Genomic DNA, 23,768 nt, shown 5'->3' on the forward strand with positions numbered 1-23,768 from the left:
TCTCTAAGGATTACGGGTCGGGTCGTCGGTTTGATTACGCGCCGCAGGCTGGGGGGAGTGACGGTCCAAGCATACAACGGTGGGGATCAGGTGGGAGGTGGCGACACTGACGACCAAGGCGTTTTTACCATCCCCGTCAGTGTCGAGTCCACTTCAGCTGCGAAAGAGTCGACAGTGACATTCGCGGTGTCCCAGGCTCATACACGCCTCGTCGTGGACCCGGGAGGTGCGCACTGGACTGCCACAAAGGCCGATTCGCTGGTTACGATTGAAGTGGACGACGACAGCTTCGAGGGGCTCGGTCGCCCGAGAGCGTGGGTGAGAGTGGAGTCGCTGGAATCGTTACGTGAGCACCAGACAGAGATCCTTGAACGTGTCAACGGAACCCGCGATGGGGGACTGTTGTTCACGGTGAATCCTTTCCTGCTGCTGGCTGATGTCGGTGTAGAGGTTACCGACCCCGCGCGGGCCGAGATCGTTCGTCGAATACCCAACCTGGCGACGGTGTCCGCGACCGCCTACCACGCGATCAAAGCGAACCCGGGATCGGCGACAACCACGGTACGTTTGCGCGGATTGTTCGAGAAGGGGCATACGTAATGAGCCTGCTTGCTGACTTCGACTGGGTGCTCGAACTGTCAAGGGGGGCGGTGGAACGATTAGTGCAGTTGGGATTCCGGCCTACTCAGGAGGACCCGCCGTTCGAGATTGAAATTGTGGACACTTCCGGCCAGGTGACGCACTTGATTTTATATCCGCCGACGATCGAGTTTGAGGCCGGGACAGCCTTCGTCGACCTGACATTGTCGTTCAAGGAGATGTCGCTGCAGACCTTGCTGGGCTCTTTCACCGGATTGAACGGTGTTTTCTATGTGCGTACAGCACTCGGGTTCGTCGATGGCGGTGCGCCGGGACCGCTTGTGCGTTTCCTGACCGTGAACCTTCCGACGTCGACAGTGCGCGTGGGCTTCGATGATCCCTCGAAGCAACAGCTGTCGTTCGTTCCAAACTATCAGGAGTTTGCCGATGGCATGGTGACCGACTACGTGCATGGTCTGGAATCGCCTCGCATGCCCGCTGGCGGATTCGTAGTAGACGCGTCGCTTGATGGGGCGGTGACGCCGCTGCGGTTCGTACGGTTGGACGCCGTCAAATGTATTGACACCAATACCGTGGGTTTATTCGGCAATCTTCTCCTCGACCGCCGCGATCGCGGCGACATCTCCCAAAAGACCACGATTGCAACGCTGCCGGGCGAGGAAGTCAGCGTTAGCATTTCGGAGGCGGCGTTCCGGCGCCTGGTGTTTTGCCCGTCGATAGAGACTCAGTTCCGATCCGATGAACTGGCAGGTGCCCTGGGGGCTGATGCTGCCAACGCGGCCAATGCAGAGATTGCTGCTAACCCTGGGCTGGTGACCGCCAGGCTTCCTCCTAATTGCGGCGGAGCGACTAATCGTGTCATCGGGACCGGACGGAAATTGAGAAGGATATCGTGCGAGTTCGCCGGCGGCTACATCGATCTCCTTTTCCAAATCCACCAGTCTGGCGATTGCTACGAGGCCGATATCACCTTGACCCAGCAGATGAGATTGGCAATCGTCGTAAATAGCACTCCGCATGGGTTTGAACGGCGCGTCCGGACGTTATTCACTCCGAACCCGCCGAATCGCAAGATCGAGCATCACACCGACTGGTACTGTGACGCAGCGGCATGGGTGCTCGGTGGCCTCCTAGGAATAGCGTCCGGGTTTTTCCCCTTGGGGCTCGCAACCGCGATTGCCGGCAACATCTGGATAGACGATCAGGTCGCCCAAGGCGCAACTGATGCCAAAACACCATCCACTGAAGGTGGTGATTCACCACTAGGTATTGACGGCGCTGTGTTTGCCGACCCAATCCGGATCGTCCCCGAAGCGGTCACCTTCGGCGGCGCCATAAGCCAGCCGTACATTCCGCCGTTGAGGACCCCGGCCGTGGACATGGTGGCAGGTGTTGCGGAGGAAGGCTCTCGCCGTTCGATTTCGTCTGGCACTTACCATTACAAAGGGACTCAACTGTGCCCACCTGGCGATTTTCTTTATGATGAGTACGAACACGGGCGGGTCGCTTACATCACCGCCAGACCCGTGCTTCTCGGCCGCCCGCTGGCATGGGATTGGCGGATTGAGTGCTGGCGTGGCTTCCACCTGACGTACTCGGAGCCCCAGCAGATCGGTCAGGGACACCTGACCGAGTCCAAGGGGTCAGTGCGAATTGATGTCGATACGCGCTACCCTTTGCCGCTACCAGCCGGAACTGCGGTCGAGAACTATTCCGCGACAATCTTCTACACGCGCACCGAAAATCAGTTGGTGCTTCGCAACCTGCCATCCGACGGCAACTACTCTATCAGCGTTGTCGCCAAGGCGTCCTCGGCGCACCGTAGTGCTGAGGGGCGGGTGGGTGTCCTTTTTGAAGGCAACACAGTCGAGTTTGGTGACGACTACCGGCAGCACATGTTCCGATGCGACATCCGTAAGATTCAGGAAGAGGCGCGGACTGTGGCTGTTGACCGGTGGGATGTGTTCCGGAATCCGCCACCAGATCCGCGAGTCCAGCCCGCCGCGGACCTGATCAAGTTGGCCATGTCGGGCACGTCTGCAGAGTTGAGTGGCGTTATCGACCAACTGCGGTTGGCAAACGGGAACGCTGTAGTGAACGCCGCGTTGCACCTTGCACTAGACACTGAGTGAGGTTCCCTCCACTATGCGGGGGAACCTCACTTGAATCACCCCGGTGTGTCCGGAGGCTTTGATGTGCCTGGCAGGGGACCCACGTGGACTTTTTCATGGCCATGGACAACTTTTGGGCCACGCGCGACCTAACGCGATCGACGTTCGTCAACCCGGCGTCACGACCGTCGACACACCCATTTCGCTGTTGGCACATGACGCTACGGGGCACTATCCCGGAAAGGACGGTCGTCATGCCAAAGCCGTATCCGAAGGAGTTCCGTGCCGACGTGATCGCTGTCATCACAACCGATCACCAAGCTAAGCAGGGTCTATCGACAGCTGCTTAAGCGATGAGGCTCGCGGATCGAACACCAACCGTTCTGAAGGATGAGTGATCAGTCCAAGTGCCTCGGCCTTGACGCTGCGTACCTGCGGCAACTGTTTAATGTGTGTTGTCCATCGCAGATAAGCAATGTCGCCGACGCGACGCAAGCAATCGAGCACTCCCACGGCAAGCTGAGATGAAGGCACACGTTCTTGGCCCTGGCGGTCGGTGAGAACCCAATAGGCAATTGAACGAGCTGTCGGTACAGCGTTAGGCCGTCCGAGTAGTGCGCGTTCAATACTGGCGATGAAGCGTTTCCTGTTGAACTCAACCAAGCGACCCGCCCGTTCTTCCAGTTGGGCGGTACTGACCCGATCCCCTTCAGCCGTTGTGGCAATCAGACGTCCAGCCTTCCGAACATGGGATGGTTCCAATGTGGGTGCAGTCGGACGCCAACGGTATGTGATCACATTGGGTCTAGCTGGAATCTCTTCACGTAGATCCGGATAGTGCCCCTTGGCGTGGTGGACTTCGGATCAGGTTGAGCGTTAGCGCGTGATCAACGAGTCATGATGAATGCTAGGTGATTTGGTGTTGCTTCACCAGAGATTCAGTCGTGGTGGCGGTCGCTGCAGCGCGTTCCTTGTCGGCGATGACCTTTCTGAGTTCGTCCATGCTGACATCAGAGACGTAGCGTCGGGTGACCTGCCACTCGTCGTGCGCTTCGATGACGACCGCGGTCGCCAGGCGTAGGAAAGCGGCCGGGTTGGGAAAGATCTCCACGACATCGGCGCGGCGCTTGATCTCCTTATTGAGCCGCTCGATCGGGTTGTTCGACCAGATCTTCTGCCAGTGCACTTTGGGGAACGCGGTGAACGCCAGGACGTCGGCTTTGGCCTCACGCATCATCTCCGAGACTTTCGGAAACGACGGCTGCAGGGTGTCAGCGACCTGATCCCACTGGGCATGGATGGCGTCGGGTTCGGTATGGGCGAAGATCGTTTTCACCGCCGCCATGACTGGCGGGATCTGTTTCGCGGCGACTTTGCCGTGCAGGTTACGCATGAAATGGACTCGGCATCGCTGCCACGCTGCACCAGTGAATTGTTGTACGACAGTTGCTTTCAAACCAGCGTGGGCATCGGAGATGACCAGATGCACCCCAGCCAGCCCGCGGGCTTTGAGGCCGGTGAGGAACTCGCGCCAGAACTCGAACGATTCGCTGTCGCCGACGGCGGTACCCAAGACTTCGCGGGTGCCGTCGATCGAGACCCCGGTCGCCACGACCATCGCGTGCGAGACCACGTGGGCGCCGACCCGGACTTTGCAGAAGGTGGCATCGAGGAAAATGTAGGGAAAAGTGGTGTGCGTCAACGTGCGTTCCCGAAACCGGGCGATCTCACCATCGAGTTGCCCGCAGATCCTCGAAACCTCCGATTTGGAGATCCCGGAGTCCACACCGAGGGCGGCGACCAGATCGTCGACGTTGCGGGTGGAGACGCCGTGGACGTAGGCCTCCATGATCACCGCGTGCAGGGTTTTGTCGATCCGCCGGCGCCGCTCGAGCAGCGAGGGAGAGAAGGATCCTGACCGTAGTTTCGGGATCTGAACCTCCACATCACCGCTGGTAGTGGACACGGTCTTTGGTCGGTGACCGTTGCGCTGGGTGCTGCGGCCCTCGGTGCGCTGGTAGCGGGCGGCGCCGATCTTCTCGGTGGCTTCGGCCTCGATCAGCGCTTGGAGGCCGGCGCGGATCAGTTCGGCAAAAACAGAGGCGGAATCGGCACTGGTGAGTGCATCGAGCTGGGCGAGCAAGGCAGAATGGTCGTGGGTCATCGCGTAGATCGCTTTCTCTGAGTCACTGTGGCGGTAACTCATTGATCACTACGCGATGGCCCACCCTGATCAGGTCAGCGACACACGTTTCTGCTGGTGCCGGCCTTATCTGAAGTCCACCACTCCGAGGGACTTACCCATCAAACGGACGCTGGTGCACGCTCAACATCGGTTGCTGAAACCTCGGCCGACGCTTGTGCGCATTCGAGTGGGCCCGTCGATGATCACGTCCGGTACGCAGCGGGGATCGGCGGTGCGGGGCCAGCGGGGACGGCCGCATCAGTTCCGATCCCGGCTGGTAGAGAGCCTGGTAGATGCTCTCGTGGCACAGCCACATCCCCGGATCGCACGGGAACCGGACCCGCAGATGGCGGCTGATCTGCGCAGGACTCCATCGCTGGGCAAGCAGCTCAGCCACGATCAGCCCCAATTGCTCATTAGTGGCCAATCGCCTCGGATGTCGACGCTCGCGCCGCGCCGTTGCCCGGCGATGAGCCTCAAACGGTTGATATTTGGCCGAAGACGCTGCATTGCGGCGCAATTCGCGCGAGATCGTGGACGGCGCCCGTCCCAAGACCCTGGCGATGTGCCGAATGCTGTGCCCAGCCCTGCGAAGGTCGGCGATCTCTATTCGCTCATCTTGCGACAAGAAGCGCGGGCTGACTTCGCGGACCATCAACCGGTCGAGCGCCGGCACGAAGCCGACAGCCTTGCCGCCGCGGTAAGTTTTGTGCCCGCGCGACCAGTTGTTTCCGGCGGTCCTAGATACGCCGACTTCTCGGGCGGCAGCCACGACGCTCCACCCGCGGGCACGCAGTTCCATGAACCGGCGACGTTTGGCCGACTGCGGACGACGCCCCGGCCCCTTCTTCACACGACGAGACAATGTCAACACACCTCCAGAATCTAGAGAAGTGTTGCGACCAGCCCTAGAAACCACCCCAAGTTTTGTGGCGTCTCCAATGTGGGAAGCACAAGAACTTGGGGTGATTCATCCGCGTGACGCCAACGCACGCCTGTACCAGCAGTAAACCGGTCCGGAACTTCAACGCGCATAGGCCCAGGCCCCACCGACGGCAGACGTGTCCCGGGTAGAACACGTCGCTCATGTGATGAGACCACACACGTCAGGTGTGCTCGTTGCGCGCCTGCGACTGAGCAAGCCGCGCAAGAAACGTCTGGGACAGACGCAGTTCAGCCCGGGCTTGCTTTGAAATGGCGGCCGCAGGCCGCGACGCAGGCCGAGTTCCCCTCAACGGTCGAATTCGCGTAGTTCCCGAGATGCCTCGCCGCATCAGATTTAGTGTCAGGGACTTGGCCCAACGTGAGGACTCCAATGTTCGAGAAACATCCGCCGCCCGCTACTCCTAGTCAGTTGGTTGTGGTAGTCACTCCACCTCAGGCGCAGACGCCAGCAGCTGCCGATACCGAAGCAGAGACCGATCAACCCAAGACACCGGGGATCACCAATGCTGTTCGCCTGGCAATTCCGCTCGGCGTCGCAGTTATCACAGGACTACTCGTGGTGTTGGGATTGGAGGGCGACGCCCGCTCAAGATTCATCCGGGACGACCCGACTGGCCTGTGGATTATTCTCGCCTTAGCCATTGTCGGCGTGTCTCTTCCGTCTATCGCGGCGAGTTTTCGAGCACCGCCGAATACCGAGAAACCCACCGCTGGTGCCGCGCCGAGTTCACCATGGCCAGAGGTGCTGGGCTCGATACTGGTTGTTCTTGCCGCGATACTGACGGCGGTGTTTGGCAGTCAGGCGATCGCTAACCGTGAGCAGCCAGACATCGTGCTTGCCGCCCAAAAGGCCGCGACCGGCGACATGGTTAATATTCAGGTCACAGCGAGTGGCCTGTCACTCCGACCCAAAGACAAGATGCTCGTGCGCGTGTCCGCCATTACTTCAATCGATACGACCAATCCACTTGATGCCAGATACGACCCCCGCGTGCGTCACGACGTGTGCCTAGGTGTTCAGCAACCATGGAACGAAGACAACACTCCGAACTTAGAACCACCCCTGTGGCGGACAATCTATTGGGGGGAAACGGGACCAACTTCAAAAGGTGAAACCGAAGCATCTGTGAGCCTGCAGATCTCGCAGAAGGAATTCCAATGGGTCTGCGTGGTCGCCGTCCTCTCGTCCAGGACTGAGAAAGAACCAGGCTCCGCTGCAGGCACGACCACCCCTTCTTCAAGGACCGTAAGAGAAGTCACCAAGACGCCGCCCGACGGGACATTGCCCACTTCGACCGCGATCGCGCCTCCCGAACCCGCCAACGCCACAGAACCCGCTACGGAATCCCGCACAACCAACAAAGACCCACGTACCGCCGTAGCGATTCTCGACTTGAGGAATGTTGTAACTTCGCTGCCTGCTGAGCCGGGGGCCGGGTCAACGCTCAAGGAGTCCGCGGCCACTGAATCCGCACCTATCGAGTCCTCTCCCGAAGGGTGAAACGAGGGACTGTCAGAAAGGGTGGAGTTGATGGTGGTTTGACACGCCGAGCGTGAGCTTGGCAGGAAGGATCACTGATGTCCGAACACTCGAGCCCGTGGCAAACAAGGTGGATCAAAAACAGTTGGCTGAGCAGCTCCTGGCGCAGGCCAAAGAGCAGGGCGTGGAATTGATCGGCCCGAACGGGCTGCTCAACCAGTTGACCAAGAACGTGCTCGAAACCGCATCGGACGCGGAGATGACCGAGCACCTTGGTTATGACAAGCACGACCCGGCCGGCCGCGGTAGCGGCAACTCCAGAAACGGCATGAGATCCGAAACCGTGCTGACTGAGGCCGGGCCGGTCGAGATCGAAGTCCCGCACGATACCAATGCCTCGTTTGATCCGCAGATCGTCATGAAACGGCAACGCCGTCCAACGGGGATCGACGAGATCGTATTGTCCTTAACGGTCAAGGGATTGACCACTGGGAGGTGGAACAACATGGCCTGCTCGGCGAGCGCGATCACGCGCGGCCTGGGGGCTACGGCCCCCAAATTGGGGTCATCGAACTTCGCCGCAGCGATTGACTGGATGTGAGATAGTTTCATCTACGAGATGCCCTTCGTTGTGACTGGTTGTTTCTGTGGATTTCAATTCTTTCACCGCGACAAGGTATTTCGCGTCTACGGCGCTCGATCGGCAGCTATTGGGTCGGTGCATCCAGGCTAAAGGGGTGGGTGGGTGGGTGGTGAGTGATTTCTATTCGACTGCGGCGCAGATCATTGTGGTGTTGTTGTTGGCGTTGGTGTTCGAGTCGCGGTATTTCGAGCGTCTGACGCCGGCGGTGTTACAACACAACCGGTTCTGGAAGCGGACCCCGGTGCGGATCTACTCGCTGTCGATTATCACGTTCGTGATACTGGCACTGGGGGCGGTGATGGCGGTGATGGCGGAGTTGGCCGAGTTCCTCGACGACACGACAGCGCTGCGGGCCACAGTGTTCGCTGCGATCGTGGTGGCGTTGTTGGCGCTGCTGGCAAGGATGTGCATCGACATTCTGAACCACACGAAATAGCCGGATCAGGCGACCAACAGATTCGCCAGACTAGAACCGAGACAAGGGATTTGTGTGGCACAGCTGAAGCATCTCGTCGTGGTGTTGCCAGGAATCTTGGGGTCGGTGCTGCGGGACAAGCGAGGTCGGGATGTTTGGGGGCCCGGGCTCTGGGACATGGCCGGTCGAGCGATCTGCCCGTCATCGTTGACTGTGGACGAGAATCCCCACCTGGATGCGGTGGGCCTGGTCGACACGGTGTCGGTGATCGGGCCGGTGGGGCGGTTGCCGGGCTACGACACGCTGGTTTGCAATATCGTCGAGGCGTTCCCGGGGGCGCGGGTGGACACCGCCCGCACCTTCGATTGGTCACCGCAACCCGGTACCGATGTGCTGTTGGTGCCGTACGACTTTCGTGTCGGGGTTGCGGCGGCGGCGGTGTCGGTTCGAGACAGGGTGTCCGCGCAGTTGGGCACCCAACCCGGGCGGCGAGTCATCGTGGTCGCCCATTCCATGGGGGGGCTGGTCGCCCGCTATTGGCTAGGGTGCCTCGAGGTGGGTGGGCAAACCGATGCAGGCGTCGTGGACGCTTTGGTCACGGTGGGTACGCCGCACGGCGGCGCGCCGAAGGCCTTGGACATGCTGGCGAACGGGGTGCGGTTGGGGCCGAAGACGTTCCGGACGTTGACCGGTATCGGTCGGGGCTGGCAGTCGGTGCACGACCTGTTGCCGCGCTATCGCGCGATCGCCGCAACAGGTGCCGATCCGCAGTACCCGCACGAGCTGTCGCTGCTCGCGACGCTGGGCCTCGCCGAGCGGGCGTGGGAGGCGTATGCGATGCACACCGACATCGATGCTGCCTGGTCAGGGATGTCCCACACTCCGCGGCAGGTCGCGATCTTCGGTGAAGGCCACACCACACTGACCCGCGCCGCGGGCGACGCGGCCCAGGTACGGGTCACCAAGGAGGCTGCGTCGTGGATGCCCAACCCGGACTGGAAGGGCGACGCGACCGTGCCGGCGTTTTGCGCAACCCCGAACGAGCTCGACAAAAATGGATGGCGCAGCGCGCCGGAGCGGCACTTGATGCTGCCCGGCTCACCGGTGGTGATCGAGGTGCTGCGGATTGCGTCCGGAGACTCGAACAAACGTGTCCGCGGTGGGGAAGCTGACAAGTTGCCGTGGCTGGGTTTGGATCTGGACGAGATTTATCCTCAGGACCACCCGATCATCGTCACTGCCGAACTGCACGCAGCTCCGGCCGACGAAGACATCGGCGTGTGGGTGAGCGCTCTGGATGGGCTGCGGCTGGTGGCCCGTGAGCGGGCGGTCCGCGTCGAGGATCGGTGGGTGGCGACGTTGCCGGTCCTGCCTCCAGGGGAGTACAGGATTCGGGTGGACGCGGTGAATATCCCGGGTTGCGATGGTGTGCGGTGCGAGGATGTTGTCGGGGTGGTGGCGGCGTGAGTGTGTGGCCGTTGTGGCAGGTCGACGACGCGGCGGGTTTGGTGCGGTATGTGCAGCCTGGTGCGGCGCGTGAGCTGTTGGTGTCGGTGTTGGCGCGGCAGTTGCCCGGCCCGGGTGAGGGTACTCGGATCGCGCGGGCCCGAGTCGGTTATGAGGTGCTCGCCGAGGCCGGGATTCGGTATGTGATCGAGCCGACGATGTCGGGGGCAGGGCGGCAGGTGATGCGGCCACCCGATCAGGTGCTGCACCGTCCCGGTGCCGGGACGTGTGTCGATCTGGCCTTGGTGTATGCGGGGATCTGTCTGAATGCGGGTCTGCATCCGCTGATCGTGCTCGTTGATAGCACCGAGCCGGGTGGTCCGAGTCACGCGCTGGTGATGGTGTGGCTCGGCGGTGACTGGCGCGAAGGGCGGACTGCCGCCGATTATCCGCTGCGGGGGGTGGACCTCGCGGTAGTTCCGGAAGCGTTGCGTTACGACCTGCGGGCGGCGGTGGACCAGCCCGGCGCGTTCCTTGCGGTCGACGTCACCGCCGTCACCACCCCCACTTCGTGGGACGAGGCGGTCGCGGTGGGGGCGCGGATCGTGGCCGGAGCAGATCCGCGGTGGTTGTGGTCGACGGCGGTCGACTTGGGGCTCACCTACCCTCACCCCGACCCGGTCACGATGCCCTACCGGCCCACCCGCGCGGTGCTCGCTGATCCCTACGACCCACCCAACCTGGACGCGGGCCCGTTGACTCGGGTGCGGGCCCGCAGCAACACCGTCCGGTTCCAGGCCCGCGACGAACTCGACGTTCTGCTGCACTGGTCTACGGCCCTCGGCACCGAGCCGCGGCCGCGGCTGGCTGTCGTGCACGGCACCGGCGGCGCCGGTAAGACCCATCTCGGTGCCGAACTCGCTGACCGGCTCGCGCGCGATGGCTGGTACACCGGGTTCCTCACCTGTATCCCAGCCAACGCGAACAAGGGCACCCCCGCCCACCCCACCGAAGAGGAGCTGTCCTGGCTGGCTGGCATCGTCGGGTCGGTGGTCGTCGTGGTCGACTACGCCGAAGCCAAAACCGGTGACGTGCAACGGCTGATGGCCGCCCTCGCCACCCGCGAGCAACCTGCCTGCGTGATCCTCACTGCCCGGACTCTCGGGGATTGGTGGACCACCCTGCTACACGACCTTCGCAACGACGGTGTTTACCCCGCCACTCTCCCTGTTGCGATGCCGGACCGGCACCCTCGAATTACCGGGGTTTACCGGGCTGCGCTGCGGGCCTTCCGCCGCGACCCCACCCTGCCCGTGGACACCTTCGACACACCCGAGGGGCGGTGGACCACCCTGGATTTGATCCTGCTGGCCTATCTGCGGACCCACGGCGTCATCGACCTGCCCACCAGCCGCGACCGCCTCTACGAAGACGTCCTTCACCGGGAGTTCGACTACTGGAAAAAGACCGCCGACGAACGCGGTCTGAGCACACCGCCGCAGTCACTGTTGCGCGCCGCCGGGGCCTGCTTGTCGCTGCTGACCCCGGTGCAGGACCGGGTCCCCACTGTGCTGACCGCGATCAGCACACTCGACCACGACCGCCTCTACGCCGAACAGCTCGCCGAATTACTCACGAACCTGCTACCAGCTGAGGGCGATGGCACCATAGCGATCCGACCCGACCCGATCGCCGACCACCTCTTACTCACCGACATCCTCGTCCCGCAGGGCCAACCCCGCGAAGCAAACCCCGCAACATTGTTGACCCGCGCCCTCGACCTGGCCGATGACACCGAACGCACGAATGCGACCATCGTGCTCACACGCGCCGCGGGTATCGACCGCGACCTCGCTGCCCGTACCGCTGCGGTCGCTCTCGAACACGACCCAGTGCTTTGGCGCCCGGCCCTCGCGGCTGCCACAGCCGTTGGCGGGCCTTTTGCCGCCGCGCTGATCACGCTCGCCGAAATCGATAACACGCCTCTGCCACTCGCCGAGATCGCCGACCAGATCCCGTTCGCGCACAGTGCATTAAGCAGTCTCGCCCTCACCGCCACCCGGCGAACCAAACCTACCGAGCCTCCCACCACCGATGAGGAGCGCGCTGCTCTCGCCCGCTGGTACAACTACTTTGCCATCCGGCTGGCGGAGACGGGGGATCGTGCCGCAGCCCTCGACCCCGCCCGCGAAGCCCTTACCATCCGTCGGGAGCTCGTGCAGGCCAATCCTGCCGGCTACCTGCCCGACCTGGCCTCGTCGCTGAACGACTTCGCCAACTTGCTGGCCGAGACCGGGGACCGCGCCGTAGCCCTCGACCTGGCCCGCGAAGCCGCCAATCACTATCGGGAGCTGGCCGAGGCCAACCCCGCTGGCTACCTGCCTCACCTCGCCGGGTCGCTGAACACCCTCGCGAACCAGCTGGCCGAGACCGGGGACCACTCTGCCGCCCTCGACCTGGCCCGCGAAGCCGCCCGTCACTATCGGGCGCTGGCCGAGGCCAGCCCCGCCGCCCACCTGCCCAACCTGGCCATGTCGCTGAACAACCTCGCCATCCGGCTGGCCGAGACCGGGGACCACGCCGCGGCCCTGGACCCCGCCCGCGAAGCCGCCCGTCACTATCGGGCGCTGGCCGAGGCCAACCCCGCTGGCTACCTGCCCGACCTGGCCATGTCGCTGAACACCCTCGCGAACCAGCTGGCCGAGATCGGGGACCACTCTGCCGCCCTCGACCTGGCCCGCGAAGCCGCCCGTCACTATCGGGCGCTGGCCGAGGCCAGCCCCGCCAGCTACCTGCCCAACCTGGCCTCGTCGCTGAACAACCTCGCCATCCGGCTGGCTGAGACCGGGGACCGCGCCGCTGCCCTGGACCCCGCCCACGAGGCCGCCCGTCACTATCGGGAGCTGGCGCAGGCCAGCCCCGCCGCCCACCTGCCCAACCTGGCCATGTCGCTGAACACCCTCGCGAGCCAGCTGGCCGAGACCGGGGATCACGCCGGGGCCCTGCGCCCCGCCCAAGAAGCCGTCACCATCCGCCGGGCGCTGGCGCAGGCCAGCCCCGCCGCCTACCTGCCCAACCTGGCCATGTCGCTGAATAACCTCGCCATGTGGCTGGCTGAGACCGGGGACCGCGCCGCTGCCCTGGACCCCGCCCACGAGGCCGCCCGTCACTATCGGGCGCTGGCGCAGGCCAGCCCCGCCGCCCACCTGCCCAACCTGGCCATGTCGCTGAATAACCTCGCCATGTGGCTGGCTGAGACCGGGGATCACGCCGGGGCCCTGGGCCCCGCCCACGAGGCCGCCCGTCACTATCGGGCGCTGGCGCAGGCCAGCCCCGCCGCCTACCTGCCCAACCTGGCCATGTCGCTGAATAACCTCGCCATGTGGCTGGCTGAGACCGGGGACCGCGCCGCTGCCCTGGGCCCCGCCCACGAGGCCGCCCGTCACTATCGGGCGCTGGCGCAGGCCAGCCCCGCCGCCTACCTGCCCAACCTGGCCATGTCGCTGAATAACCTCGCCATGTGGCTGGCTGAGAACGGGGACCGCGCCGCTGCCCTGGACCCCGCCCACGAGGCCGCCCGTCACTATCGGGCGCTGGCGCAGGCCAGCCCAGCCGCCCACCTGCCCAACCTGGCTGCGTCGCTGAACAACCTCGCCATCCGGCTGGCTGAGACCGGGGATCACGCCGCGGCCCTCGACCCCGCCCACGAAGCCGCCCGGCACGATCGGACGTTGGCCGAGGCCAACCCCGCCACCCACCTGCCCAACCTGGCCGCGTCGCTGAATAACCTCGCCAACCGGCTGGCCGAGACCGGGGATCACGCCGCGGCCCTCGACCCCGCCCACGAAGCCGCCCGGCACTACCGAGCGTTGGCCGAGGTTAACCCCGGCTACCTGCCCGCCCTGGCCGCGTCGCTGAATAACCTCGCGATCCGGCTGGCGGAGACGGGGGATCGCGCTGCGGCCCTCGACCCCGCCCACGAAGCCGTCACCATCCGCCGGGAGCTCGTGCAGGCCAATCCCGCCGGCTACCTGCCCGACCTGGCCTCGTCGCTGAACAACCTCGCGATCGGGCTGGCCGAGGTCGGGGAGCACGCCGCGGCCCTCGACCTGGCCCAGGAAGCCGCCCGGCACTACCGAGCGTTGGCCGAGGTTAACCCCGGCTACCTGCCCGACCTGACCGCGTCGCTGAACACCCTCGCCAACCGGCTGGCCGAGACCGGGGACCACACTGCCGCCCTCGACCTGGCCCGCGAAGCCGTCCGGCACGATCGGACGTTGGCCGAGGCCCACCCCGCCGCCTACCGGCCCAACCTCGCCGCGTCGCTGAACAACCTCGCCAAGCAGCTGGCCGAGACCGGGGACTACTCTGCCGCCCTCGACCCCGCCCACGAAGCCGTCACCATCCGCCGGGAGCTCGCGGAGGCCAATCCCGCCGCCTACCTGCCCGCCCTCGTCACGTCGCTCAACAACCTCGTCAATCTGCTGATCGAAAATGGGAGCGAGTGGCAGGAGGCGAGCGAGGAGTACGGACACGCCGTGAACGGCGTGTCCGCGGGATCCGGTGCCGAGTTGCTCGTTCACCGCGCCCAGTGGCATTTGACCGCAGACCGTGCCGGGGAGGCCGGGAACGACCTAATGCGTGCGCGGGGTCTAGCCGAGCAGGAGACCGATTTGACCCGTGCATCGCGCGCACGGATCGCCGTGCGGGACTTGGCCGCTCGACATGCCCAGTCAGTGGACTCTATGGCCACGTCCGGTTGGCCGAGCGATCCGCTCCCCGACGAGGCGATTGAGAAGATTAATGCATGGCTCGGAGCAAGCAGATGGTCAGATCGTGAAGGCGCCCTTGACCGGATCGACGGCGGAGATCCTCAGTTTCGCACCCACCTCGACCTCGCGTGTTTCGTGTACCCCGCGGCAGGTCTCGACTCGCTGCGCGTCATGCTCGAAAACATCGCGCAGCGCGGGCGTGACGCGGTCTACACCGAACACCGAGCCACCGAAGCACACGCCGACCTTGTCCGGACCTGGCTCGACACCGAGAGCTGGGCAGACTCAATGTCGTTTGCGCAGGACTATCCGGATGTGCTGTCCGACCGCACCATCGCGGTACCTAGCCAGAACGCCGACGACCCAGTCCTGGTCCAGCATGCCAGCATCGCCCGACTGAGCCGCGCCATGGACCTCAGTGAGGTCTACGACGCCATCACCGACCCCGCCTTCGCTGCCGATCGCACCGTCGAATCCCTGCTGAGCGGGGATACCGACACGGCCGCTCTGCTGATCAGCATGTCGCCCGGCCTGGCGGGGGTACCATTTACCGGCCGATTCGTCGCCGCGGTCTGGTACACGCTCACCGGCACCGACGCAGTCAGTGCGAGCGTGATCGCCGACGCGGCGCTTGCAGGCAGCGACGTGCAGCGCCGCGCGAGCGCGCGCCGGTTGGACCGGATGACCCAGGTGTACCCGGACCACGCGGACGCATTGCAGGCCCTCGCCGAAACATTCCATCATGCAACGCTACTGGGCGAGTGGATCGAAACCCCGTCATGGAACGCGTCCTACGAGTTCGCCTGCGATCACGCCGAACTGTTCACCGATCCCCGGACTCTTGCGCTGCTTGAGACCCGAACCGACGAACCCGCCTTCGCACAGCACGCCGCGATCGCCGCGCTGACCCGGACCATGACGCTCACCGATACTTACCGGGTCGTAACCGACCCACAGTTCGCAGCCCAAACCCTGAATGGAAGCGATGACGCCACCGCCGCGCTGCTCCGCGCCGCATCACCAGAACTGCGGTTAACCATCGAAAGCGCTGGCGATGCGCTGCCCGCGACAGCCGAGCAGGACGCCCCGTCGCGACCCGACAGCTGACGGCAGCAGAGGTCACCGAATTGTTTTTGTGACGGCGGCGGCACCACCCGTCCGGGCTCGCTCGCTCCGTACCTCGAGCACCCAATGGTGAACACGTCGATGACAACACCGCAGTTGATTTTCGATCAGTTCGACCGTGTCGATCGCAGGGTCGTCCGGTGTCCATCACCACTGATGGAGACCGGCCTCGTCGACCTCGATAGGATCTGCGGCGGTCTCGTAGCCCCCGAACCGCCACGCCTCGTTGTGCTCAACGTGTGCGGCACGACCTTGACAAGCCCCTCGCTGATCTCTCGCACACCCAAGCGGTTGTGGACTGGTCACACCAAGTCAACGGCGGGCAGGCATCCGCCTTGCATCGGACTTGACTGCCTGCTAGGGGAGCCGTGAAGGTTGACCACCTCGAGTTCTTTGCATCGGAGGGAGTTGCAAATCCTATGCAGCGCAGAATGGTTGGTTTGTTTTCGTCTGCATCTGCGGTCGACGGGTTGAGCATGATGAAGGGTGCATGTGCCGGCGTCGATCATACGATTGGCGAGCGTTGCAGGTAGGACGCGTCGGAGCCAGTATCGGTATAGACCGTCGTCAGAACTCGGACTGCATCGATGGACCGCGTACTGGTTGACGCGGGCATGCCCGTGGTCGGCTCCGGGTTGGGTGCAGTACGGAATGGTGTGGCTCACCGAGCATGTCGCGCACCGGGTCGTCCACTGGCACAACAACCCGCGATGATTGCGTCAGTTGATAACAGGTATGGCCCCATTTCGCCGATGCATTCGTGGGGAGGTGTCGCCGTTGGCAAAGACTCTCGCAGACACTTCGACGTAGTAGTACCTGTCGGTACCGGTGAAACTATTGCACTGCTTGTGGGTTGGATTCATCGCGTCGCTACTTTCCTGGACCTTCGCGTAGATGGCCGCTAGCCGTTTGCGCTGACGCTGTCTGATCGGTGACAGTCAAGCCGTTCTGATGGCACCAGATCCGCAGCGAGTTGGGATGGATGCCGAGGTGTCGCGCAGCGTCGAGGATGGCAGTCCACCGAGAGACGCTCTCGGTCTTGAGGAGGTAGCGGACTCGGCTGACAGCTGCGGTTCGGAAGTCTTCGCTGACCGTTCGATAGTCACAAGTCATCGGCCAACCGCTTTTTCAATTCCGGGAGATCGCATGTCGGCTGGGCGTCGGTCATCACTTCAGCGTTGAGGCCGGCTTCGGAGGAATCGACGCTCTCAGGCCGGTGGATCCGGGATCGTCCGGCGGCTTGCGGACTGCATCTGGGACAGAAGGCCGCCGCTTCCGACCCGTCGGGTTGTTGGACCGTGATAGTGCGGGACCGATCGTCCTCACATTCCCCGCACCAGGGCGGTAACGTCCGGCCGGCGATGCGCCGGTTACTAGGCGGCCCAGCAAGATCTGCGAGACGTGCGGCGAGCACTTGCACTGGATAGCGAACGCCATCGGGGTTTCGCGCTAGGTGCTCGGCCAACGCCACCGCGGTCCAACCGCCGGCGAGGGCGGCGAAGATCGCTGGCGAGAGTCGGCGGCGGTCCGCATGTCCGACCGTCCATGGGGCTGAGTGCGTCGAAGACCCGGTCGGCGTCGTCGAGGGGATGTGGTTCGGATGGGGGTTCTGTTGGTGGGTTCAAGGGGTCCTGCTCTGGGTCTCTCGGGGGGTGTCGTTCTGACACGCCCCCGGTCTGTCTGCGGGATGGGGCCCGTCCCACTTCGGGACGGGGGTGTGTCAATTCGGGACCGGGGTCGGAGTCGGCCTGTGGGGCGTCGGGGTGGTTGAGGTAGTAGCGGCTGGAGCGTTGTGCTCCGGAGGTGTGGAACTGGGCGCGGCGGGTGAGGTAGCCGTCGGTTTCGAGGGTGTTGAGGGCGCGCAGGACTGTGCTTCTGCCGGCGCCGGATTCGGCCATCAAGGTTCGGATTGAGGGGTAGCAGGAGAAGTGTTCGTCGGCTTTGTTGGCCAGCAGGATTAGGATCAGTTTGAGGACTGGGGAACCCACGTGGGCGTCGGTGGCCCAGTCGACGGCTTTCCAGCTCATGGCGGTGGGTTACACGCGAGTGGATTCGAGCCACTCGAGCACGTCGATGCGGGTCCATCGGCGGTGGCGGTCGCTCAGGCGCAGGTGGTGTGGTCCGGGGGCGTTGATGCCTCGTTCGCGCTTGGCCGCCCAGTCGTGCAGGGTCGAGACCGGGATGCCGGTAAGGTCGCGGACTTCGTTGGCGGTGAGCATGTCTCGGTCGCTATCGGTATTGCGCATGGCTGTTTCCTTCGGTGGTGGGCTTGTCGGTGGGGATTTCGCGAGGCTGGGTGGTCGTGAGGTCGGTGGTGTTCGGTATGGCCGCTTTGGCGAGCATTCGGCCGACGGTCTTGTGGTGTACTCCGAGGTGGAGGCCGATGCGCCGGTTGGACCAGCCGGCGTCTTTGAGCGTGACTGCGAGGGTCGGCGCGCCTGGGCCCGTAGGGACTTCGACGTTTTTGATCTCCGTAGTTGGCGCTGGTGAGGTTTGCGTGGCGTTTGGTTTGTCGCCGGTTTCCAGATCGTCGTCGGCGCGCGCCAGTTCCACTGGTGCGGTGGTGTCGACGGCGCCGTCCTGTGGAGCGGCGATTGGGGTACCGACCAGAAGCGACAGTCCGTGTGTCGCTGCGAGCAGACTCACTGGCGCAACGGTGGCGACCGCGGCGCCGATCAGGGGCGCCAGTGTTCGGACAGTGGATACCGCCGCGTGCAGGGCATTTCCGGCCACGGATACCGACGCAGCGACCGTCAACACTGACCAGAAGAACCGACGGGCGGACTGTGCGCCAGTGCGTGGCGCGAGCGCCACGACACTGATCGTGGATTGGAGAATGGCTCCGTCCACGATGACTGGCCAGATCCACGCGAGTTCTTGAGGTTGGCCGGCCTGCACGGCGAGATCCTCGAGCGCGGCGAATGAGAGGACGAATGCGCCGCTGGCGATGGCGACGGTGGTGCCGATGGCGCAGTAACTTGCCGCCCGTAATGGCTGGGCTGCGCCGGTGGTGTTCATGCGCTTCGGTTCTGGCGACCAGGGCGGCGCTCGGTGCCATCGTGGTAGAGGCTGGCGATGTAGTCCTGCGCCAGCTGGAGCGTGTCGGACAAAGCCTCGGCGTGATGGGCGACAACGCTGAACGCCGTCGCTGCCGCTTCAGCCCGCTCCACAGCGCACGCATGGTTCAGCGCATCTTCGACATCGCGGTAGTGGGTATCGCGCAGCGTGGGATCTGAGGTCAGCTGGCCGGCCCAGTCTGCGAGCCGTTGGTGCAGCTTTGCGTGGAGCCGCGCTTCTTGCGCGAGCGCGTCGAGCAAGGGGAGTGGGCTGGCTGGCGAGGGGCCGAAGGTTCCGGCAGCACCGTCGCGAGCAGTCTGTTCGAAGTGCTGATCTAGGTCGTTGGCGACATTGCCGGCGATCGGAAGGCCCCATTCGCCTGGTGTCATGCCGTTGCTGGTCTGCTGCTTCCTCATGTCTTGTCCTGTCCTGCGCGTGGTTCAGGTACTGGTTGTGCGTCGTGATGTGACTTCGTGTGGTGGGGAGCCGTTGGTCGGGCCGGGTTGGGCTACTCGGTCTACTTGTCGCTCTCGTACGAATCATCAGGCAGTTTCAGTTCGCACAAAAGGACGTACAAGAGGACATGACGAGGACATATTGATCCAACGACTCGTGACACGCGTCCGCTTAGCGCCTAGCATTGTGGTATGACAACGCCCGGCAATGCACGCCTCCGCGCCGCCCGCCAGAGTCTTGGTCTGCGGTCGCAGGCCGCTCTCGCTGAGGCGGTGACGAATGCAGCTCGCGATGCCGGTCTGCGTATCTCGGTAACTGCGCGCACTGTTCGGCGCTGGGAGTCGGCGACGCCACCGTGGCCGCATCCCGACCATGCTGCGGCCTTGGAAGCTGTATTTCAGCGCCCGATCACCGAACTTGGATTCACTCCGCCGTGGTCGGGTGAGTCCGATGCCGGCTACACGCCACAACGACGGACTGAGTCGAGCGGGGGATCCGCACATCCGAGGATTGGCCAGTCCGGACCTTTGCTGCCGGCCTCAGTGGCTGCCGATTACATGGCGGTGACCGTTGCTCATCGGCGGCTCTATTGGTCCTTGCCCGCAGTGCGCATCCACCGGGCAGTCGCCGAGCATGCACTCTTGGGTGCGGACCTGGTCGATCAGGTCGCTGTATCCGCGAAACCGATTCTCGCGTCGGCGGTTTCGGAATCGAGTTTGCTCGCAGGTCGCCTCGAGTTTTTCGACCTTCAGAAGCCGGACCTCGCGCAACGCAGTTTTGTGCTCGCGCTGCAGGCAGCGCACGAGTCGGACGATTCGTTGTTAGGTGCCGCGGCGCTTGCGCACATGTCGTTCGCGCCGGCGTTCTCGGGTGACAGTGCGCGTGCCGAAGAGGCGCGGGACCGTATTCGTGCTGCGCGCGCGTTCGCGCGCCGGGGTGCCGCGAACTCGATGATGATCGCTTGGCTCGACGCTGTCGAAGCTGAGGTTGAGACCAGGTACGGGGACACCCGCCGTGCCCTTGGACTCATTCATCATGCTGAGCAGCAGTTTGCCGAGCTCGACGATCGTCCGTCACCGGTGTGGTTCGACTGGTTCTCGGAAGCGCGACTCGCTGGCTTCAAGGGGAACACCCTGATGGTCGCCGGTCATGGTCGTGACGCACGCGAAACCCTAGAGGGCGTGCTCAACGACCTGCCTGATGAGGCAGTCAAACAGCGCTCGATCATCTTGGCCGACCTCGCCGCCGCCGCGGTCATCGAGAAGTCACCCGAGAAGGCATGTGAGTACCTGTCGTCGGCGCTGGATCAGCTTGGACAGACCTGGTACGCGACAGCGATGGAACGGGTTAAAGCCGTTCGGCAATCGCTACGTGATTGGGAGTCCTTGCCAGCAGTACGGAAACTCGACGAGCGTCTCTACGACTGGCACACCACCGTCAACTCCCTGGTCGGCTAGTTCGATTCACCGTTCTCGGCCGCGACGATGCCGGGCAGTTCATTGAGGCTGTCGATCCGCCAGTCAGAGAGTTCGGCGACTTCGGGCTTGTCGCGAAGGATCCAGCCCCAAGGTCCGCGCTGGATGTAGGCAGTCTTGAGGCCGGCTTTCTTGGCTGGTGTGATGTCGTTGTCGATGCGGTCGCCGACGTAGAGGATCTGGTCGGCCCGAACCGGCGCCTCTTCGATGAGACGCTCGAAGAAGGCAACGTCTGGCTTCTGGACGCCCCAATCATCCGATGTCGCAATGAAATCGGTGGGCAGGTTAAGGTCGCGAAGGATCGCGCCGGCGCGGACGGTTTGGTTGCCGGCGATGCCGACCCAAACGCCGATCTCGCGAAGCTTGCTCAGCGTAGGACGGACGTCGGAGTAGAGATCGTCCTCTCCGAACCACTCCGGCTTGCCGGCGTCGGCGCGCTCTTGGCGGGCGGCAGCGAGGTCGAAGCCTGGCTGGAACACCTGGAAAGTGTCGCGGTAGTCCTTGCCGGATGCGATGGTCGCTCCGAACACGGACACGAACGTATGGCGGGGGACACCCAGCCAGTCTGCCCACGTCCCGTACTCCCGGGTCTCGTCGACCAGACACTCGCCAACGTCAAATACAACAGCTCCGATCACCGTCACAGAATACCTATTCGTTGGCACCGACCTCCCCATCCACACGAAGGGCAGTTACCCGACAACACCAAGGTCAGCCGAGACAGCGACGTCGACGTGGTTGTCGAGTTCCACGATTGCCTGAATACGACTACAAGTCGGACGCGATCGGTGCTGAACCTCCAATGACGCCCTGTCGGGTGGACTCGACGAAGGTGGCGCCAGGCTGTGATCGACGCCCTCGTCACAGCCTTCGGAGGAGCATTCGACGATGCCTGGGTCACGGGCTGGGAGGCTCTCGACGGCTCATTTGGCCTACCGGATCCCGACGATGAGCTACCTCGCGGCAGCAACTGTATTCGGTGGCGCAAAAGGCGATCGTGTCCAACAACATCTCAGACCTCCCAGAAGGGAAAATGCCCGCTCAGATCCAGGTGTGATCAGACCTGCTGTGTTCGTTGCAGACACGGTCGCGGTGTCGCCCGATGCTGCGGTCCGAGCACTACGGACGATGATCGACCGACGCACCAGTCCTCCAGAAACCCTCGAGCACGTTCTCGAAGTACTAGAACGACGATACGGCATGGTTGACGCCGTCGAGATGATGCGAGCCGCCGCGAGCTGCAGGTTCTCATCCCCCGTGTCACGGGCGACCTGGGATCTCTCATGAACTTGTCACGCCGGGATTCTCACCAAAGTGTCAGAATCCTCAACTGCCACCACCCCGGTGTCAGTAGTTAGCTCTCCGATCGGGCGATCGTTCTGCTGGGCGACCAGCGACATGGACATGCCTAGCTACTGTTGTCGCTTCTTGGGCGGGCGGTGCGACGGATGTCCCTCGCGGCTAGCCAGGAAGGATTCCTGGGAGTTGACCAGCCGGCAAATACACCCGGGCGTCTCACAATGGCGACGGCCGATACAGTTCGGACATATCGCAACGCCGAACACTGGAGGTGGGCTAGATATGGCCCTATGGCGTCATCCCGGAATTGAAGCCCTACTCGGCGGCCCCTTGGAACAGGGGGCGATCACTGAAGCCAATTTGAGGAATCTGGTAACGGAAGTCCCCGCGGAGGCTGACTTCGTTGACTACAAGAGCGGCATGGCCCTGACCAAACCGCCGACCCGAGACCCCAAGTGGAACAATGTCCAGGAACGAGCACGCGATGTGTGCGCGCCAGCCAACGCACACGGCGCTATCCTGGTGTACGGCATTGAAGACCACCGCGAGCACACGGTGGTTGACGACCGGATGCAGCCGATCCAGGAAACTGATGCCAAGGACCGGCACGCCTTCATTGACGAGATCCGCCGTGGCGTCCGCCAGTATGCGGCTCCCGTTCCTACCGTTGACGTCATTCACGTCCAAGCGGAGGGGGACCCGCACAAGTTCTATCTAGTTGTAGTCATTCCGCCTAGCCCCCTCGCTCCCCATGCAGTCGTCGCGCAATCTGGGGAGGAACGAAAACCGGTCCACTACTTCGTGCGTCAGCCCGGAGAAACCAATATCCGGTACCTTACCGAGTATGAAATCGCCGAGAAGTATGCCACCCGCGCGCGGGGGTTTGAAGACCGCCAGCAACGACTCGATCAACTCTGGGTCGATGGCGTCGACGAACTCACTCCTAGCGGCGCTGTATGGATCGCAATGGCTGCCTACCCCGACCTCCCTGCCGCCGACGGCCGCTTAACCCGCCAGGCACGCAAGGAGATCCAGGAGTGGGAGGAGCGTGAGCCGTTTCCCGTTTCCATCCTCGGAAAGACCGGGGCCAGAGTGGGGAGGCCATTTCCCTCACCGGGACGGCTGGTATTCACCGAGCTCGTGGCGACGGCAGACGGCGGCACGCCTGTCCCTGGCGCGGTGGGCTCTTATCGGGAACTGCATGTCGATGGCTCGATCTTCGCTGCCCTATCCCTATTCGAGGGCCAGGGTGCGACGGTCGCGATTGGCATTGATGGTTTAGTCGATGACATCCATGCCCTCACGACGCATGTCCTCAACTATCTAATCGAGCGAACGGGATTGTGGGGCAATGCGACTATAGTCGTGGGTGTGGTCGCAGCTGGTGCCGCTGGTTCGGCGACTCTCACGCTCGACAGTTCTGGCGGAACCTCCACACATGGACTGCGTCGTCTTGATCGTCGACTGCCCAAAACGACCGTCGTAGTCGATCTCGCAGGCATCAATTCCGCACAGGATCGTCTCGCTGCCGCGTACGACGCCGCGTTGCCGATCGTGCAGGCGTTCGGAGTACCCGAACCCAACTGGATTACGGAGGACGGTGCGATCAACACCTTTAACCTCCTGCAGGATTATCGACGACACGTACGCGAATGGGCTGTAAGAAATAACGTTGACTCCGCATCGCTGCCCTGAGGCGGCTCAGGATGCAATTTGCCGCAGGAGGTCGCGATACCGGCCTTATCAGTGGGACTAACCT

The 23,768-nt window shown here is 63.5% G+C and carries 18 protein-coding genes and 1 pseudogene; 10 read left to right on the forward strand and 9 right to left on the reverse strand.

Features of this window, described 5'->3' with window-relative positions:
* Positions 1-57: 57 nt before the first annotated feature.
* Positions 58-600: a hypothetical protein gene (locus tag AC1D75_RS14250; protein ID WP_495515825.1), complete on the forward strand. Its 543-nt coding sequence runs from the start codon at positions 58-60 to the stop codon at positions 598-600.
* On the forward strand, positions 600-2,732 hold the full coding sequence (locus tag AC1D75_RS14255) for a hypothetical protein (protein WP_495515826.1): 2,133 nt from the start codon (positions 600-602) through the stop codon (positions 2,730-2,732). Before AC1D75_RS14250 ends, AC1D75_RS14255 begins: the two co-directional genes overlap by 1 nt.
* Before the next feature lie 300 nt (positions 2,733-3,032).
* Here the strand turns inward: AC1D75_RS14255 and AC1D75_RS14260 are convergent, their stop codons facing one another.
* The 3 genes from AC1D75_RS14260 to AC1D75_RS14270 all read right to left on the reverse strand — a co-directional run bounded on the left by AC1D75_RS14260 (position 3,033) and on the right by AC1D75_RS14270 (position 5,770).
* Positions 3,033-3,374, reverse strand: coding sequence for a hypothetical protein (locus AC1D75_RS14260; protein ID WP_495515827.1), 342 nt, complete (start codon positions 3,372-3,374; stop codon positions 3,033-3,035).
* A gap of 244 nt (positions 3,375-3,618) precedes the next feature.
* On the reverse strand, positions 3,619-4,875 hold the full coding sequence (locus AC1D75_RS14265) for an IS256 family transposase (protein WP_495516085.1): 1,257 nt from the start codon (positions 4,873-4,875) through the stop codon (positions 3,619-3,621).
* A 133-nt stretch (positions 4,876-5,008) separates the two neighbouring features.
* Positions 5,009-5,770 carry a transposase gene (locus AC1D75_RS14270; RefSeq protein WP_495515828.1) on the reverse strand — a complete coding sequence of 254 codons (762 nt, stop codon included), beginning with the start codon at positions 5,768-5,770 and terminating at the stop codon, positions 5,009-5,011.
* Positions 5,771-6,211: 441 nt separating this feature from the next.
* On the opposite strand from AC1D75_RS14270, the gene AC1D75_RS14275 reads away from it, so the two are divergent.
* From AC1D75_RS14275 to AC1D75_RS14295, 5 genes and pseudogenes are all read left to right on the forward strand, one after another.
* On the forward strand, positions 6,212-7,342 hold the full coding sequence (locus AC1D75_RS14275; protein WP_495515829.1) for a hypothetical protein: 1,131 nt from the start codon (positions 6,212-6,214) through the stop codon (positions 7,340-7,342).
* Between the two features lie 97 nt (positions 7,343-7,439).
* Positions 7,440-7,814 (forward strand): annotated as a pseudogene (locus AC1D75_RS14280) (transposase); the annotation flags it as partial.
* 259 nt (positions 7,815-8,073) lie between these two features.
* On the forward strand, positions 8,074-8,400 hold the full coding sequence (locus tag AC1D75_RS14285) for a hypothetical protein (protein WP_495515830.1): 327 nt from the start codon (positions 8,074-8,076) through the stop codon (positions 8,398-8,400).
* Between the two features lie 54 nt (positions 8,401-8,454).
* A complete protein-coding gene (locus AC1D75_RS14290) occupies positions 8,455-9,846 on the forward strand; it encodes an esterase/lipase family protein (protein WP_495515831.1) in 1,392 nt (463 codons plus the stop codon).
* On the forward strand, positions 9,813-15,704 hold the full coding sequence (locus AC1D75_RS14295; protein ID WP_495515832.1) for a tetratricopeptide repeat protein: 5,892 nt from the start codon (positions 9,813-9,815) through the stop codon (positions 15,702-15,704). Before AC1D75_RS14290 ends, AC1D75_RS14295 begins: the two co-directional genes overlap by 34 nt.
* Positions 15,705-15,954: 250 nt before the next feature.
* Here AC1D75_RS14295 and AC1D75_RS14300 read toward each other — a convergent pair whose 3' ends face one another.
* The 5 genes from AC1D75_RS14300 to AC1D75_RS14320 form a co-directional block, all read right to left on the reverse strand.
* The gene (locus tag AC1D75_RS14300; protein ID WP_495516086.1) at positions 15,955-16,203 is read right to left on the reverse strand and encodes a DUF1643 domain-containing protein; all 249 of its coding nucleotides are present in this window, start codon (positions 16,201-16,203) and stop codon (positions 15,955-15,957) included.
* An 892-nt stretch (positions 16,204-17,095) separates the two neighbouring features.
* The gene (locus AC1D75_RS14305; protein WP_495515833.1) at positions 17,096-17,749 is read right to left on the reverse strand and encodes a helix-turn-helix domain-containing protein; all 654 of its coding nucleotides are present in this window, start codon (positions 17,747-17,749) and stop codon (positions 17,096-17,098) included.
* Positions 17,750-17,758: 9 nt separating this feature from the next.
* Entirely contained in the window at positions 17,759-17,968 is a 210-nt protein-coding gene (locus AC1D75_RS14310) for a helix-turn-helix transcriptional regulator (protein WP_495515834.1), read from the reverse strand.
* Positions 17,952-18,740, reverse strand: a complete 789-nt coding sequence (locus tag AC1D75_RS14315; protein ID WP_495515835.1) for a DUF2637 domain-containing protein — start codon at positions 18,738-18,740, stop codon at positions 17,952-17,954. The genes AC1D75_RS14310 and AC1D75_RS14315 overlap by 17 nt, the downstream gene beginning before the upstream one ends.
* Positions 18,737-19,195, reverse strand: a complete 459-nt coding sequence (locus AC1D75_RS14320; RefSeq protein WP_495515836.1) for a hypothetical protein — start codon at positions 19,193-19,195, stop codon at positions 18,737-18,739. Before AC1D75_RS14320 ends, AC1D75_RS14315 begins: the two co-directional genes overlap by 4 nt.
* A gap of 231 nt (positions 19,196-19,426) precedes the next feature.
* On the opposite strand from AC1D75_RS14320, the gene AC1D75_RS14325 reads away from it, so the two are divergent.
* The gene (locus AC1D75_RS14325) at positions 19,427-20,692 is read left to right on the forward strand and encodes a helix-turn-helix domain-containing protein (protein WP_495515837.1); all 1,266 of its coding nucleotides are present in this window, start codon (positions 19,427-19,429) and stop codon (positions 20,690-20,692) included.
* Here AC1D75_RS14325 and AC1D75_RS14330 read toward each other — a convergent pair.
* Positions 20,689-21,348, reverse strand: a complete 660-nt coding sequence (locus AC1D75_RS14330) for an HAD family hydrolase (RefSeq protein WP_495515838.1) — start codon at positions 21,346-21,348, stop codon at positions 20,689-20,691. The genes AC1D75_RS14325 and AC1D75_RS14330 overlap by 4 nt on opposite strands.
* A 310-nt stretch (positions 21,349-21,658) precedes the next feature.
* Here AC1D75_RS14330 and AC1D75_RS14335 point away from each other — a divergent pair, with 310 nt between their 5' ends.
* Both AC1D75_RS14335 and AC1D75_RS14340 read left to right on the forward strand, forming a co-directional pair.
* Positions 21,659-21,997: a VapC50 family PIN domain-containing toxin gene (locus tag AC1D75_RS14335; protein WP_495516087.1), complete on the forward strand. Its 339-nt coding sequence runs from the start codon at positions 21,659-21,661 to the stop codon at positions 21,995-21,997.
* A 294-nt stretch (positions 21,998-22,291) separates the two neighbouring features.
* Positions 22,292-23,704: an AlbA family DNA-binding domain-containing protein gene (locus AC1D75_RS14340; RefSeq protein WP_495515839.1), complete on the forward strand. Its 1,413-nt coding sequence runs from the start codon at positions 22,292-22,294 to the stop codon at positions 23,702-23,704.
* Positions 23,705-23,768 lie beyond the last annotated feature (64 nt).

The organism is Williamsia sp. Y712 (genome assembly GCF_059445525.1).

Coding starts and splice junctions, on each gene's coding strand:
- AC1D75_RS14255 (WP_495515826.1), top strand. CDS start 600: ATGAGCCTGCTTGCTGACTTCGACTGGGTGCTCGAACTGTCAAGGGGG.
- AC1D75_RS14265 (WP_495516085.1), bottom strand. CDS start 4,875: ATGACCCACGACCATTCTGCCTTGCTCGCCCAGCTCGATGCACTCACC.
- AC1D75_RS14275 (WP_495515829.1), top strand. CDS start 6,212: ATGTTCGAGAAACATCCGCCGCCCGCTACTCCTAGTCAGTTGGTTGTG.
- AC1D75_RS14305 (WP_495515833.1), bottom strand. CDS start 17,749: ATGAGCTGGAAAGCCGTCGACTGGGCCACCGACGCCCACGTGGGTTCC.
- AC1D75_RS14310 (WP_495515834.1), bottom strand. CDS start 17,968: ATGCGCAATACCGATAGCGACCGAGACATGCTCACCGCCAACGAAGTC.
- AC1D75_RS14315 (WP_495515835.1), bottom strand. CDS start 18,740: ATGAACACCACCGGCGCAGCCCAGCCATTACGGGCGGCAAGTTACTGC.
- AC1D75_RS14320 (WP_495515836.1), bottom strand. CDS start 19,195: ATGAGGAAGCAGCAGACCAGCAACGGCATGACACCAGGCGAATGGGGC.
- AC1D75_RS14325 (WP_495515837.1), top strand. CDS start 19,427: ATGACAACGCCCGGCAATGCACGCCTCCGCGCCGCCCGCCAGAGTCTT.
- AC1D75_RS14335 (WP_495516087.1), top strand. CDS start 21,659: ATGAGCTACCTCGCGGCAGCAACTGTATTCGGTGGCGCAAAAGGCGAT.
- AC1D75_RS14340 (WP_495515839.1), top strand. CDS start 22,292: ATGGCCCTATGGCGTCATCCCGGAATTGAAGCCCTACTCGGCGGCCCC.